Raw genomic sequence first — 15,642 nt, 5'->3', positions numbered from 1 at the left:
ACAATCTTTTCCAGAAAGCTTTCTATGTCACAGGAACATTACGGAGTAATTTCCTATGGCATAGGAAAAGGTCTGTGAAAATATATATTTTCACAGACCTTTTCTTCTTATCCGATACCTCCAAGTGCAATTCCAAGAATCAACACAATGAAACACACCGGTACATATACATATTTACAAATTGTATAGAAAGAAGCGCGATAGTCCTTCTCTCTTCCAAGGTTCACCTGGGCTTCTACATATTTCTTACCGCATACCCAGAAGAACATGATGCCTGCAAGTCCTGCTCCGAGCGGACAGATATATACGGATAAAACGTCCATCCACTGTGACACAATTCCCTGGATTACCAGCGAAACAATCACACCGACCACTGCGATCACACCGCATGCCGGAACACGTGACAAATGCAGTTTCTCCTGCACGGTAGCAATCGGTGCTTCGTAGAGATTGATCAGCGATGTCATACCTGCAAGCAATACTGCCACGAAAAAAATAATTGCGATCACCGGTCCGCCCGGCATGGTCTTAATCAGATTCGGCAGGAAAATAAATAATAGTCCCGGTCCGCCTTGATTCAGCTGTGCACCTGTTGTTGCCATCGCCGGAATGATCACCAGCGCCGCAAGAATTGCCGCAATCGTATCAAAGAATGCTACTCTTCCCGCAGATGCCGGAATGTCTTCTTCATCTGACAGATACGATCCATAGATCAACGTTCCGTTTCCTGCTACAGACAGGGAAAAGAACGCCTGTCCCAATGCAAAGATCCATGTTGCCGGATCACTGAATGCTTTTGGATCGATCCGGAATATGTAATGGTATCCGGCTGATGCACCCGGCTGAAATGCTACATAAATCCCAAGTATCACAAACAATGCGAAGAATATTGGCATCATAACTTTGTTTGCTTTTTCAATTCCACTTCCGACGCCAAGCATCAGAATCAGCATACATGCAGCCAGTGCAATGATCTGCCATAAATTATTTCCAAATGCAGATGCCATCTGTCCAAACTTTGCACCAAATGCCTCTACATTTTCCGGCTCTAACGTTGCTCCGGTAAATGTTCCTACAGCGTATTTCAAAATCCAGCCCATAACAACCGTATATCCGATTGCCATAGCAAGAGATCCGATCACCGGGATCATTCCCAGTGCTTCTCCGCTCTTCCTTCTTCCTCTTTTCTCACATGCGATTCCAAATGCATCGATCGGTCCGGACTTTGCAGCCCTTCCAAAACTCATCTCACCGATCACGCCGGTAGAACCGATCAAAATCACAAATAGAAAATACGGAATCAGGAAAGATCCTCCACCGTACAGCGACACTCTGGTCGGAAACATCCAGATATTGCCCATTCCTACGGCAGAGCCAATGCAGGCGCAGATAAATCCCCACCTACTGCTAAACGACTCTCTCTTATTCATACCTCATTCCCTAATCCGTGCATTACTCTGCACGGAACATCTTTCCGGCATAAATTTTGTCATCCGGTGTTGCTGCACCGACTTCTTCATTCCATTTCTTCGGATCTACATCCTCTACAGAAACTGACAGGTTCTCTGCCGGAATCTGAAGTTCCTCTGCTGCAGTCTTTAATAACTTCTCTGCAAGATTCTTCTTAATTTCATCATTTCTTCCCGGAAACATTTTAACATCGATATGTGGCATAATATTATCCTCCTTGTTTTTTTATTCTTATACCCATTTTGCATGTAAGCAAACGATATCGTCTGCTTTCTATTGTGCCTAATTTTGCGAGGAATGTCAAGTTATGCTTAATTCCCGACATTTTCAACTTATAAGTGAAAATGTCGGGAATTAAGCATATAGTCCACTTCGCAAAGCATATGTATTCATTTTATTTTGTTTTTACAGTTTTTGACTTGCTCCATGCAGAATAATAATTCTTTCCGGCTACTTTCTTATATGTACGGATTCGGACACAATATTTCTTCTTTCCTGCAAGTTTCGTTACTGCCTTTGATGTTACAGTATTTTTCGTAACCATAATCGTCTTAGCATTTGCGAACTTCGCGCTGGTTGAATACTGGAGCTGATATCCTGTTGTCTGCGCCGTCTGTTTCGCCCATCTGACAGTCATCTTCTTCACACTAGCAGTTAATGACTTCAGGGAAGTTCCTTTGGGATTGATTGTAAATGTCTTGGATATCGTACCTTCGTAATTGCCTTTGAACGTTATCGTTGCTGTATATTTCCCGACATTTTTGCAGCCCTTTGCATATGTTACCGTATAATTTGATGGAGCAATGATATCTCCGTTTGCATCTACGATAATGTAATCCGGATTTTGAACTACACCGTTGTAAACCAGGCTTGTTTTGGAGAGCGTGGCCACAAAATCACTTTCTAATATTCTGAATCTGATTTAAGAACTTATTAATCTATTACCAACATTTTTTTGAACGTACATTAGACCAGGATCCATATACTGAAATTCCATTTACCTTTTTATAAGCACGAACTTTGAATTTAACTTTCTCAATATCAGATCCTTCTACACTGGCAGATCTATGCGATGTTGATCTTTTAACATACATGTTCCACCATTCACCAGCTAAAGCCGATACCTTACACTGATACCCTTTTGCTCCAGATACTTTACTCCATGTCACTGAATATATCACACCATCCCCATATGGATATGGACCTTTTTCTTTTATCGCTGATAATTTAGGAGCTTTGATTACATTATAAACTTTGTACACACCGTTGTATTTCTTCTGTGACTTTTTGGAAAACTTCGCTTTGATCTTATTAATCTTCCCTGATTTATAATAAATCTTAACTGTTTCTTCGCCATTTTTATCTTCCCACCACATATGACCTTGAAACCGTGTTCCGTATAGTTTTGTCTTCATAATATGAGAGCTGTTGCTTTTCCGGAAAGCTGCTGTCATTGTCCATCCATCTTTTGAAATATTCACAGCAGCGGTATTGCTTCCTTTCTTTAACGCAGCAGACTCTGCATGAACATTTAGTCCACATATCCCAAATATTCCAATCGCCAAACATAAAGTTGTTAAACACTTTACAACTTTTAAATGCATCTTCTTTTTCACTTTTCCTTCCTCCCATTTCTTGTAATATTATTTTTTGTGATTGCATTACCACGTAATAATTATAGAATGCACTTTTTAACTTGCATTCAAATTATATTTTTGATCATTCAATGCATAACACAATTGTCTAACCAGATGTATTGTGTCATCTGCAAAGCCATTTATCGCATGGACCTCAAAATTATTCTTATCTGTCCATACCATTCGAATAGTTTCTCCTGCATCAAGCTTAAAATCGACCGTTTTTGAATTTATTACATTTCCATAATACTCAAAATCATCATAGTCCGGAATATGAATATCAATTTTAACTTCTTTTTCTAAAGTAGGAGTCACTCTGATAGTTGTATGATCATTTTCTGTGTCCAGATTAAGATATTCTGTACTGTATTTTAAAATAAATCCATCCTGCTGTTGCTTCTGCTTAGCTGCAGCTTCCTTTCTTTGTTTTTCCTTTGCTTTTTCTTCAAGTGCTTCCTTATTTTGCGAGGTCTCACATGAAGAATTTTGATTATCGTTTACTTCCTTTTCCAAATCATCTTTTTTATCATCCGATTTATTACTTGTCTCATCCTTTTCTTCCGTAGAATAATCCGGTTTGTATTTGTTTAGATAATTATATAATTTATTCCATTTTTCACCTTCAAAATAATAATTATCCTCTTTATCAATATAAACCAGCAAATCTAAACAATGTTCTTTTTGTGAGGCCTGAAATACTGCATGCGTATCTTCGCCATCAATTGAACTACACATAATATATTCATTTCCCTTATCATCCGATGCAAATCCATCGATAAATGAATCTTTATTTTTATTCTTAATGGCATCAAACACTATTACATCTTTATTCTTTCGCATTGTGTAGGTGCTATATTTGTTATCTGATTCGGTATCAAATGGCCATTCCGCAGTTTTTATAAACTTTGTCAAATTTTCTCTTTCTTCAGCTTTTAATTTCTTCTTTTGAAAAAAAGTCAGACATACAAGAAGAATGATCCCCATAATAATTAAAATAAGGATAAATATCAACCTTCCTTTTTTTGTTGATTTTTTCCCAGTTTCTTTCTTTTCTACATTTTCACTGATACTATCTGCATCCTGTTTTGCTCCACATTTCGAGCAATACTTTTCTTCATCTTTTAATTGTGCTCCACAATTCGTACACCATTTCATTTTACTTTGTCTCCTTTTCTATCTTTGTTCCACAGAAGGTACAAAATGACGCATTCTCCAAAACTTTCTTTCCGCAATTAGGGCATACATTAGCGTCTATATATTCTTCAATCGGTGCACCACAATCTGAACAGAACTTATCTTTTGCTGTTGCCGGTTTTCCGCAACCGGAACATTTATATTTTTTTATCACTTTTTCTTCTACGGCCACTTTTTCTCCACAATTAGAGCAAAATTTTTTTCCACGAGGGATTTTATTTCCACACTTTTTACATTCAACAAATGCTGAAGACTGTATTGTAGCTCCGATTTCATGTGCAGCATTTGAAATACTTTCCATATTAATATTCTTCAAATTCACATTTTTTAAATTTACATTCGATTGCCCGGATGAACTTGCAGATTTATTTTGCAATAATGTTATGGCAAAAATTAAAACATTACAGATCAATGCTATCCAAAATCCCAATAATTTAGGAATATGAACGGATGCTGATACTGCTCCATCATAGGACGCTTCTGTTGATGCCAGCAAAGAACATGTAATAAACATACATAAAATTGACCAAATTGAAAGTACCAGATAAATTTTCTTCGCGTATTCTCGCAGGCTCTCAATAAAAGGTAACGCTACAATAAAAATAGGGACTACATAAAAAGCAATTCCTAAAACAGAATAAGATATCATCCCAAACCCTGTAACTTTAGTTGAACTACTGTATCCGGCAACCGATGCATCAAATGATACCCATGGCAGAAAGAAACTTATAAAGTTTACTATTGCAATAATTGACCTTGGTTCTTTTGTAATTTTTTTTATCATTTCCATTTTCTTTTCCCTCTCTTTTCTCTTTCGTGCATTACATACATCCGTCTCTGTATCTAATGTATACATTATATATCTTATACATAAGTTATTCAATAAAAAAATTTTTTATATAATTATAGAATAACAGGAGGAAAATCATGGTACAGTTACGCGTTTTAGATATATTAAAAGAACAAAATCACACAAAATACTGGCTTTATAAGCAAATGAACCTAAGTTATCAAAATTTTAATCGCATGGTAACAAATCAAACCAGCTCTATCCGTTTCGAAAATCTTGATGCGTTAAGCCGTATTCTTGATTGTCCGATCGGTGATTTATTTGAAAAGACAGATTTTCCTGAACAGAAACCTTAATTTCATCCACTTCTATTTTTTCTTATCATACCAGGTTACCCGGACAGTTTCTGTCTGATTAAAATTAAATGTGTTTTTTCCGGATACTAAGGCACCAAAAAAGGAGCTATACTTTTTGTATTATGCTCCTCTCTTTTTACAATATATTATTTATACATCTCATGCATCTTCTTAATTTCCAGCTTCATTTCTTCCACAAATTCGTCCGGCGCCAACACTTTCACCCATGCTCCCTGACTTAGCAAAAACATTTTTATTCCCGAACCGAATACTTCCGCTTCAATTATAGTTTTACCTGCATATTTATCTATTATTTTTGCAGTAGGTATCCGATCAAGAATTGCCTGCACTGACGGGCCTGAAAATTCGAAACGAATTTTTCGTGTCGGACCGGGCCACATAAATTGACTTTTTCTTCTAAGCATTCCTTCATCTATATTCTGCTCTTTTAACAGGACGTATTTTTCACGGTGAACTATTATGTCTACAATTCGATCAACTCGAAAATATATTGGCGTATTAGACACATCTGTTTCATACCGATATCCTATTAAATAAAAATAATATTCGCTAAACATAATGGAAACTGGTTTTATTTTTCTTTTAACCAAATCCCGGTTCATCTTGTAATATGTAATAGTAATCACATTTCTATTTTCTATACAATCAGTAACTTTCCAGAGATTATCTATAACACTGTGGCAGTCCGAACCAACTTCATCATATTGATATATTTCTTTGCAAATCAGTTGTTCCAGTTTTATTCTATCTGCAGAAGTCGTATTCACCTTTAATTTTTGAATAATTCCAAGCAACTCCTCGCTGCTAAATGCTCTGCTTCCTATCAACACTTTTGTAATTGCAAGTAATTCCTTATTGGATAGAAAATGATCCATTTTCAATGAATAACAATGATTTGTACTTGAATATTCCAATTCTGCATATCCAAGAATATCTGCATGATCTGCAAGAAAAGCCTTTAGTGAATTAATATCTCTTGTAATGCTTCTAGTTGAAACATTATATTCAAAAGCCAACTGTTGAACAGACAGTGATTCGCCCTTCATTGCTCGAAAAAAAAGTTCCATCACTCGATCTAATTTAATTTCTTTCTCCACCTGACACACCTCAATTCTTTTGCAAACTATTCCGTTATTTCAGTATAATCATCATAACCAATCACTCCGACATATTATGACACATTATTATTTATTTGCAATATATTTCTCCAACTGATATCATGTATGATTTTTGTCTAACATCAAAGGGGACTATTCAAGTCGAGCAGACGCGAGACTTGGCGCGTGATTCTGGTCAGCATAAGCTGACAAATTCATTACAGAATCACTGCGCATCCTCGCGGAGCGTTTATCTCAGTCGGAGATTGGACTCCCACTGAGACAAATTTGTTATTACTCACCACCTGAAAGATGTGGGAGTCTTCTCGACTGAGATAAATCTTTCCTTTACAATTTTTCACCCAAAAGAATTATATCATATATATCACTCTGCGCCGATCAATAATTTCTTTGGTATATAACCATTTAAGAATTCAACTCTTCACAATTTCTTCTACCAGTATTTTCACCACTTGTATGTTTAATGGTTCGTCCTTTGTTTCATAAGTAAGAATCAACTGTTTTCCGGGTATAATCCCATCTTCTATATAGTCATTTACCTTTCTAACAAAGTCATTCGAATATATTTGGTCTCCCAACATTCCAATATGTTCCCAGTAATATATCTTTCCACTTTTCTTATTCAGAATCGTAAAATCCGGATGTACAATTCTATTTGCTTTCTTTAGATACAACTCTGCTTCATAACGATAACTTAGATTATCTGCTTTCTTGTTCAGCATATTGGCAATAATGATTTCTGATTTTGAGCGAACAATTTCTCCTCTGTCTGTCTCAAATCGTAATCCATCAGTGAACTTGTCATATTTTTTCCACTGCTGCTTTTCCCATTGTTCTGCACGTAATTCTTCTGGCAGATAAATTGCATCAACAAAGGATTTTCTTTCAGGTGACAGTTGTCTGTAAATATCCGTCTTTTTTTCAGGAAAGTAATGTTTTTCAAAGTTTTTCAACGCTTGTAATTCTTTTTCCACACAGGATAACATCTTATGATAGTATGACTTTTCCGCCAGCTTCTGTACCAATTGTTCATCGCCTGTAAAAGAATCCACTGTTTCATTATCCTTATTCATATATTTATGATAATATCTAGGTTTCCCTGCTGACGACCTGCTTATTCGAAGAGATCCTTCCGGTTCATTCTTGATTTTTCTTCTAATTCTAACTTGACCTGCTGTAATTCTTTAATATTCTTCTGTACTTCTTCTTTTATATTTGTCATAGCGTGTCCCTTTTCTCTTTCTTCTTATTGTGGGGATATCACCTCGTATCCCTTTTCTTCTTTTTCTCACCTCTGGGATGCCACTGCGTATCCCTTTTCTTCTTTTTCTCACCTCTGGGATACCACTGCGTATCCCTTTTCTTCCTTTTCTCATCTTCGGGATACCACTGCGTATCCCTTTTCTTCCTTTTCTCACCTCCGGGATACCACCTCGTATCCCTTTTCTTCTTTTTCTCACCTCCGGGATACCACTGCGCATCCCCTTTCTTCCTTTTCTCACCTCCGGGATACCACTGCGTATCCCTTTTCCCTTTCTTCTTATTATGGGGATACCACCTCGTATCCCTTTTCTTCTTTTTCTCACCTCCGGGATACCACTGCGTGTCTCAAGCCCCAACCAAGCTACAGCAAAACCCCATTGCACCATAACAAGCTACAGCAAGACCTCATCGCATCACAACAAGCCCCAACCAAGCTACAGCAAGACCTCATTGCATCACAGCAAGCCCCAACCAAGCCTTTTTCAATACGAATAAATCTCAATAAATCTCAATTTTCTTATAAACAAATACAAAATTGGAAAAATGTGCCGGAACCGGCACTTACTGAATAATAAAATATAGAATATATGCCTGGCCATAAAGGCCAGGCATATAAAGAATTATAAACATATCAATAGAACAAGTTCTATCTTTTCGTCATCTAATGCTTATCTAATGCTCAACTTTAATTACGCATTCTTCTGAGCGATAGCTGCCTGTGCTGCTGCAAGACGAGCGATCGGTACACGGAATGGTGAGCAAGATACATAGTCAAGACCAATCTTGTTGCAGAATTCAACTGAAGATGGATCTCCACCGTGCTCTCCACAGATACCAACGTGAAGGTTCGGATTAACCGGCTTACCTAATTCGATAGCCATGTTCATCAGTTTACCAACACCTGTCTGGTCAAGCTTAGCAAATGGATCGTTCTCGAAAATCTTAGCATCATAGTAAGCATCTAAGAACTTACCAGCGTCATCACGAGAGAATCCGTATGTCATCTGTGTTAAGTCGTTAGTACCGAAGCAGAAGAAGTCAGCTTCTTTAGCGATATCATCAGCTGTAAGAGCAGCTCTTGGGATCTCGATCATTGTACCAACTTCGTACTCAAGGTCGCTTCCTGCTGCTGCGATCTCAGCGTCTGCTGTCTCAACTACGAATTTCTTAACGTATTTCAGCTCTTTGATATCTCCAACAAGCGGGATCATGATCTCCGGTTTAACATTCCAATCCGGATGAGCTTTCTTAACATTGATTGCTGCACGGATAACAGCGCTTGTCTGCATCTTAGCAATCTCTGGATATGTAACTGCAAGACGGCATCCACGATGTCCCATCATTGGGTTGAACTCGTGAAGTCCATCGATGATAGCTTTGATCTGCTCAACAGTCTTGCCCTGAGCATCAGCTAATTTCTTAATGTCCTCTTCCTCTGTAGGAACGAACTCATGAAGCGGTGGATCAAGGAAACGGATAGTAACCGGGTTACCTTCCAGTGCCTCATATAATTTTTCGAAGTCTCCCTGCTGTTCCGGAAGGATCTTAGCAAGTGCTGCTTCTCTTTCTTCTACTGTCTCAGAACAGATCATCTCACGGAATGCATCAATTCTGTTGCCTTCGAAGAACATATGCTCTGTACGGCAAAGTCCGATACCTTCTGCACCAAGCTCGCGAGCTTTCTTAGCATCAGCCGGTGTATCAGCATTAGTACGAACTTTCATAGTTCTGTACTTATCAGCCCATCCCATGATTCTTCCGAACTCACCTGCGATTGTAGCGTCTACAGTCGGGATGATTCCGTCATAAATGTTACCAGTAGAACCATCAAGAGAGATGCAATCTCCTTCATGATATTCTTTACCGGCAAGTGTAAATTTCTTGTTTGCTTCGTCCATTGTGATGTCTCCACAACCAGATACACAGCAAGTACCCATTCCACGAGCAACTACGGCTGCGTGAGATGTCATACCACCACGAACTGTCAGGATACCCTGAGCAGATTTCATACCTGTAATATCTTCCGGTGAAGTCTCAAGACGTACAAGAACAACTTTCTCTCCTCTTGCAGCCCATTCTACAGCATCATCAGCTGTGAATACGATCTTACCACAAGCAGCTCCCGGAGATGCTCCAAGTGCTTTAGCCATCGGTGTTGCAGCTTTCAGTGCAGCAGCATCGAACTGTGGGTGAAGCAGAGAGTCAAGGTTACGAGGATCGATCATTGCAACAGCCTCTTCCTCTGTTCTCATTCCTTCATCAACAAGATCACAAGCAATTTTCAGAGCAGCTTTCGCTGTTCTCTTACCATTACGTGTCTGCAGCATGTATAATTTACCGTGCTCTACAGTAAACTCCATGTCCTGCATATCTCTATAGTGTTTTTCCAGTGTCTCACATACCTGTTTGAACTGTACGAATGCCTCTGGGAATTTTTCTTCCATCTCAGAAATGTGCATTGGTGTACGAACTCCGGCAACAACGTCCTCGCCCTGAGCGTTTGTCAGGAACTCACCGAACAGACCGTTCTCTCCTGTAGCAGGGTCACGAGTAAATGCAACACCTGTTCCACAGTCATCTCCCATGTTACCAAATGCCATCATCTGTACGTTAACAGCTGTTCCCCATGAATACGGGATATCATTGTCACGACGGTATACGTTAGCTCTTGGGTTATCCCATGAACGGAATACAGCTTTCACTGCTTCCATTAACTGTTCCTTCGGATCAGACGGGAAGTCTGCACCGATCTTCTCTTTGTATTCTGCTTTGAACTGGTTAGCAAGTTCTTTTAAATCTTCTGCTGTCAGTTCAACGTCCTGTTTAACACCTCTGTCAGCTTTCATCTTGTCGATCAGCTCTTCGAAGTATTTCTTACCAACTTCCATAACTACGTCAGAGAACATCTGAATGAATCTTCTGTAGCAGTCCCAAGCCCAACGTGGATTTCCAGAAGCTTTTGAAAGTGTCTCTACAACTTCTTCGTTCAATCCAAGGTTCAGGATTGTATCCATCATACCAGGCATAGAAGCTCTTGCTCCGGAACGAACAGATACAAGTAACGGATTCTCTTTGTCTCCGAATTTCTTACCTGTGATTCCTTCCATCTTGTCGATTGCTTCCATAATCTGGCCCATGATCTCATCGTTGATCTGTCTGCCATCTTCGTAGTACTGTGTACAAGCTTCTGTTGTTACTGTGAAGCCCTGTGGTACCGGAAGACCTAAGTTTGTCATTTCAGCAAGGTTCGCACCTTTTCCACCAAGAAGGTTTCTCATGGTTGCGTTACCTTCTGTAAACATATAAACCCATTTTGCCATTTTGTCATGACCTCCTAAAACTAATTTTTTCTAAGTCGCACATCTATTTTACTGGTTTTGCTATTATTCGTCAAGTGTCAGCATTAACTTTCACGACACAAAACTACATTTTTATAAGAAAGCTTTTATATCCTCTGTATGCTTCGTATACATCTGCCTTGCTTGTCACTTCCCATGGCGCATGCATACTGAGTACCGCAACACCACTGTCGATAACCTGCATTCCGTAGTTTGCCATAATGTATGCGATTGTTCCGCCGCCACCTTCATCTACTTTTCCAAGTTCAGCAAACTGGTATGCAACTTCTCCCGCATCCATTACCTGACGGATCTTTGCAAGATATTCTGCATTGGCATCATTGGATCCACTCTTTCCTCTTGCACCGGTAAATTTATTAAATACAAGCCCTTTTGCGAAAAATGCCGAACTTCTTTTTTCAAAGGCTTCTGCATACATCGGATCATATGCCGCACTTACATCAGAAGATAACATGCAGGAATTCTGCAGCGCTCTTCTCACTTTCAGATCGGATTCGCTACTTTCCAGTGTAACCAGCTCAGCAATTACATTTTCAAAAAATCTGGAATGCATACCTGTTGCACCCACACTTCCGATTTCTTCTTTATCTACCAGGATACAGCATGCCGTACGCTCTGTCTCTTCTACATCCAGCATTGCAAATAATGAAGTAAATGCACACACACGGTCATCCTGCCCATAAGAAAGGATCATACTTCTATCAATTCCACAGTCTCTTGCTTTCCCAGCCGGTACGATTTCCAGCTCTGCGGATACAAAATCCTCTTCTTCTACGTCATAATATTCATTTAAAAGCTGAAGTACATTTTCTTTTACTGTTTCTTTTTCTTCTGTGTCCAGATCCGGGGTTTCTTCTACCGGACAGCTTCCGAACAGCAAATCCAGTTTTTCACCTTCTACAACAGCGCTCGCTTTTTTCTCCATCTGTTTTCCTGCCAGATGGATCAGAAGATCTGTCACTACAAATACGGGATCGTCTTCCTTTTCACCGAGGCTGATTTCTACAACTGTTCCATCTTTTTTTGCTACAACACCGTGTAATGCCAGCGGAAGGGTTACCCACTGATATTTCTTAATCCCGCCATAATAATGGGTATCCAGATAAGCCAGCTCTTCATTTTCATACAGTGGATTCTGTTTTACGTCAATACGCGGTGAATCTATATGTGCACCGAGAATGTTCATTCCGTTTTCCAGCGGCTCTTTTCCAATCTGGAATGCTGCAATACTTTTTTCCATACATACTGCATAAATCTTATCACCGGTTTTCAGTTTATTATTTGCTGTCTTATATGTTTCCAGCGACTGATAGCCTTTTTCTTCAAGCATTTTTACTGCAAGTTTCACACATTCGCGCTCTGTTTTTCCGGCATTCAGACATGCTTTATATTTTTCATTGATCGTGTTTAATTCTTGTTTTTGGCTATCTGTATAAGATTTCCATGCATTTTTTCGTATCATAATTTTAAGCTCCTTCCACAAGTTGTTATTCTTCCTCTTTGAATTTCTGCACACCTTCACGGAGTGTATAATAGACAGGGAATCCTTCCCTGTTCTGTTCAGGGCTCGCTCTCGAGTCCTGGTGCGAAATTCGAGTCTGTCTTGCAGACATTTTCCTCTTCGAATTTCTGCACACCCTCACGGAGTGTATAATAGACAGGGAATCCTTCCCTGTTCTGTTCAGGGCTCGCTCTCGAGTCCTGGTGCGAAATTCGAGTCTGTCTTGCAGACATTTTCCTCTTCGAATTTCTGCACACCCTCACGGAGTGTATAATAGACAGGGAATCCTTCCCTGTCTATTATACACAAAAACCGGGCAGAGCAAACGTTAATTTTGCTCTGCCCGGTCTGATATATCGGATTATACCATATTATTTGTTCAATCCCATCTCTTCTCTTACTTCTTTGAAGCATTTTACGATGAAATCAATATCTTCTTTTGTATGGCTTGCGCATACCTGTGTACGGATTCTTGCTTTTCCCTTCGGAACAACCGGATAAGAGAATGCAACAACATAAACACCTTTTTCCATCATATGCTGTGCAAATTCTGCTGCAGTCTTCTCGTCGTATAACATAACCGGTACACATGGATGAGTTCCCGGAATAATATCAAAGCCATTATCTACAAGTTCTTTTCTGTAGTAAGCTGTAACTTCTTCCAGGTGATCTCTAAGCTCTGTACTCTCATCTAACATATCAAAAAGTTCAATACTTGCGCCTGCGATAGCCGGTGCAAGAGAGTTGGAGAACAGGTACGGACGGCTTCTCTGACGAAGCAGGTCAATAATCTCTTTACGTCCTGATGTATATCCGCCGGATGCTCCACCAAGTGCTTTTCCAAGAGTACCTGTGATAATATCTACACGTCCTTCCACTCCACAATGTTCAGCAGTTCCACGTCCTGTCTTTCCTACAAATCCTACAGCATGGCTGTCATCTACCATAACAAGTGCATTGTACTTGTCAGCCAGATCACATACGCCTTTCAGGTTACAGATAATTCCGTCCATTGAGAATACACCGTCTGTTGCGATCAGTTTGATTCTTGCTCCGGCTTCATCTGCCTCTTTTAACTTAGATTCCAGATCTTCCATGTTATTATTCTTATAGCGGAAACGTTTTGCTTTGCAAAGACGTACACCGTCAATGATAGATGCATGGTTCAGCTCATCACTGATAACTGCATCGTCTGCTGTCAGGATTGTCTCAAATAATCCACCATTTGCATCGAAACATGAAGAATATAAAATTGTATCATCTGTTCCTAAAAAATCAGAAATCTTCTTCTCCAGCTTTTTATGGATATCCTGTGTACCACAGATGAAACGAACAGATGCAACTCCGTATCCTTTCTCATCATAAGTACGCTTTGCAGCTTCGATCAGTCTTGGATTGTCTCCAAGTCCCAGATAGTTGTTCGCACACATACACAGAAGTTCTCTTCCATCTTCCATCGTCACACGTGCACCCTGCGGAGAAACAAACGGAGCTTCTCCTTTAAACAGTCCTGCCTCTTTGATGCCTTCTACTTCTTTTGTATAAATATTTAAAATATCATCTTTACGTGCCATCTTTCTTCTCTACCTCTCTTCTTAGTCATTCACATGTGCCCAGTCAAGAACTACTTTACCAGACTGTCCTGAAATCATTGCCTCAAAACCTTTTTCGTAGTCTTTGATATCGAAACGATGTGTGATAATTTCGGAAATGTCCAAACCTGCCTGTAACATCGTAGACATCTTATACCATGTATCCCATACTTTTCTTCCGTAGATTCCACGGATATTCAGTCCGTTGAAGATTACTGTCTCAAGGTCTACTGTTGCATCTGTTCTCTGTAATCCAAGCAGTGCTATGTTACCACCGTGCTTCATATTATGGATCATGTCATGAAGACCTGCCTGTGATCCGGACATCTCAAGTCCCACATCAAATCCTTCTGTCATGCCGATTTCTTTTAAAACATCGGATAATTTTTCTTCTTTTAAGTTTACTGTTCTGGTAGCACCCAGTTTCTTAGCCAGATCCAGACGATACTGGTTCATATCTGTTACAACAACATGTCTTGCACCTGCAAATTTGGCAATTGCTGCTGCCATGATACCAATTGGTCCTGCACCTGCAACCAGTACATCTTCACCAAGCATATCATAAGACAGCGCTGTATGTGTTGCATTACCAAACGGATCAAAAATTGCATACATCTCTTCCGGTATATTCGGATTGCACGGCCATACATTAGATGCAGGGATTACGAGATATTCTGCAAATGCTCCGTTTCTGTTCACGCCGACACCTTTGGCATCCTTGCAGTTCTCTTTGTGTCCTTCCAGACAGTTACGACATTTACCACATGTAATATGTCCTTCTCCGGATACCAGGTCACCGATCTTGAATCCTTTCACACCCGGTCCTACTTCTACAACTTCACCTACATATTCATGACCTGCAGTAAGTCCGACCGGAATTGTATGCTGTGCCCAGTCATTCCACTGATAAATATGTACGTCTGTTCCACAGATTGCTGTCTTGTGGATCTTAATCTTCACATCATTCGGTCCCACTTCCGGAATCGGAACTCTCTTCATCCATAATCCAACTTCTGGTTTTTCTTTTACAAGTGCCCACATCATTCCATCATTTTGTACGCTCACAGTATTAAACCTCCCGTTTTCTATTGTCCCCCCGACAATTTTTATTTTTGCTGTCTCATTATAACACCTCTTCTCTCTATATACAACTTTTTTCTTGCTTTTTTTGTGCACTTTGACATTTTTTTCACATTTTGTGTGTATTTTTTTGTCTTTTTCAACAGTTTTTTCCGTGAAATCTATTTACAAACCATAGTCTATTCTTTATAATAAAACCCGTTACAACAGGTTGAGCATGGAAAAGCACTACGGAAGAACCGCCTACTTCTCCATGCTCGA

At 39.5% G+C, this 15,642-nt stretch carries 14 protein-coding genes; 1 reads left to right on the top strand and 13 read right to left on the bottom strand.

The annotated features are described in order from the left end of the window. Positions 1 to 107: 107 nt before the first annotated feature. From H8S07_RS07120 to H8S07_RS07095, 6 genes are all read right to left on the bottom strand, one after another. The gene (locus H8S07_RS07120; protein WP_021861232.1) at positions 108 to 1,430 is read right to left on the bottom strand and encodes a sodium-dependent transporter; all 1,323 of its coding nucleotides are present in this window, start codon (positions 1,428 to 1,430) and stop codon (positions 108 to 110) included. Between the two features lie 22 nt (positions 1,431 to 1,452). Next, positions 1,453 to 1,674 (bottom strand): tautomerase family protein, encoded by a 222-nt coding sequence (locus H8S07_RS07115; protein WP_021861231.1) that lies wholly within the window; start codon positions 1,672 to 1,674, stop codon positions 1,453 to 1,455. A 190-nt stretch (positions 1,675 to 1,864) separates the two neighbouring features. After that, positions 1,865 to 2,362 (bottom strand): fibronectin type III domain-containing protein, encoded by a 498-nt coding sequence (locus tag H8S07_RS07110; protein WP_186855748.1) that lies wholly within the window; start codon positions 2,360 to 2,362, stop codon positions 1,865 to 1,867. Positions 2,363 to 2,411: 49 nt separating this feature from the next. After that, positions 2,412 to 3,086 (bottom strand): hypothetical protein, encoded by a 675-nt coding sequence (locus tag H8S07_RS07105; RefSeq protein WP_186855747.1) that lies wholly within the window; start codon positions 3,084 to 3,086, stop codon positions 2,412 to 2,414. A gap of 75 nt (positions 3,087 to 3,161) precedes the next feature. After that, positions 3,162 to 4,262: a zinc ribbon domain-containing protein gene (locus H8S07_RS07100; RefSeq protein WP_118287709.1), complete on the bottom strand. Its 1,101-nt coding sequence runs from the start codon at positions 4,260 to 4,262 to the stop codon at positions 3,162 to 3,164. 1 nt (position 4,263) lies between these two features. After that, positions 4,264 to 5,157 carry a zinc ribbon domain-containing protein gene (locus H8S07_RS07095; RefSeq protein WP_186855746.1) on the bottom strand — a complete coding sequence of 298 codons (894 nt, stop codon included), beginning with the start codon at positions 5,155 to 5,157 and terminating at the stop codon, positions 4,264 to 4,266. Between the two features lie 71 nt (positions 5,158 to 5,228). On the opposite strand from H8S07_RS07095, the gene H8S07_RS07090 reads away from it, so the two are divergent. After that, on the top strand, positions 5,229 to 5,447 hold the full coding sequence (locus H8S07_RS07090) for a helix-turn-helix domain-containing protein (RefSeq protein WP_021861226.1): 219 nt from the start codon (positions 5,229 to 5,231) through the stop codon (positions 5,445 to 5,447). Between the two features lie 146 nt (positions 5,448 to 5,593). Here H8S07_RS07090 and H8S07_RS07085 read toward each other — a convergent pair whose 3' ends face one another. The 7 genes from H8S07_RS07085 to tdh all read right to left on the bottom strand — a co-directional run bounded on the left by H8S07_RS07085 (position 5,594) and on the right by tdh (position 15,345). After that, the gene (locus tag H8S07_RS07085; protein WP_186855745.1) at positions 5,594 to 6,565 is read right to left on the bottom strand and encodes a helix-turn-helix transcriptional regulator; all 972 of its coding nucleotides are present in this window, start codon (positions 6,563 to 6,565) and stop codon (positions 5,594 to 5,596) included. Positions 6,566 to 6,999: 434 nt separating this feature from the next. Further along, positions 7,000 to 7,560 carry a hypothetical protein gene (locus tag H8S07_RS07080; protein WP_186855744.1) on the bottom strand — a complete coding sequence of 187 codons (561 nt, stop codon included), beginning with the start codon at positions 7,558 to 7,560 and terminating at the stop codon, positions 7,000 to 7,002. Positions 7,561 to 7,770: 210 nt separating this feature from the next. Then, on the bottom strand, positions 7,771 to 8,172 hold the full coding sequence (locus tag H8S07_RS07075; protein ID WP_186855743.1) for a hypothetical protein: 402 nt from the start codon (positions 8,170 to 8,172) through the stop codon (positions 7,771 to 7,773). A 366-nt stretch (positions 8,173 to 8,538) separates the two neighbouring features. Continuing rightward, complete coding sequence (gene ppdK, locus H8S07_RS07070; RefSeq protein WP_117538247.1) at positions 8,539 to 11,169, bottom strand: pyruvate, phosphate dikinase; 2,631 nt, start codon at positions 11,167 to 11,169, stop codon at positions 8,539 to 8,541. A gap of 103 nt (positions 11,170 to 11,272) precedes the next feature. Next, positions 11,273 to 12,670: an aminopeptidase gene (locus tag H8S07_RS07065; protein WP_186855742.1), complete on the bottom strand. Its 1,398-nt coding sequence runs from the start codon at positions 12,668 to 12,670 to the stop codon at positions 11,273 to 11,275. 410 nt (positions 12,671 to 13,080) lie between these two features. After that, on the bottom strand, positions 13,081 to 14,283 hold the full coding sequence (locus tag H8S07_RS07060) for a glycine C-acetyltransferase (protein WP_021859923.1): 1,203 nt from the start codon (positions 14,281 to 14,283) through the stop codon (positions 13,081 to 13,083). Between the two features lie 21 nt (positions 14,284 to 14,304). Next, positions 14,305 to 15,345 carry an L-threonine 3-dehydrogenase gene (gene tdh / locus H8S07_RS07055; protein ID WP_117538279.1) on the bottom strand — a complete coding sequence of 347 codons (1,041 nt, stop codon included), beginning with the start codon at positions 15,343 to 15,345 and terminating at the stop codon, positions 14,305 to 14,307. Positions 15,346 to 15,642 lie beyond the last annotated feature (297 nt).

The organism is Dorea hominis, assembly GCF_014287705.1.
GTDB lineage: Bacteria > Bacillota > Clostridia > Lachnospirales > Lachnospiraceae > Dorea_D > Dorea_D hominis.
This window is presented reverse-complemented; position numbering and strand designations above follow the sequence as displayed.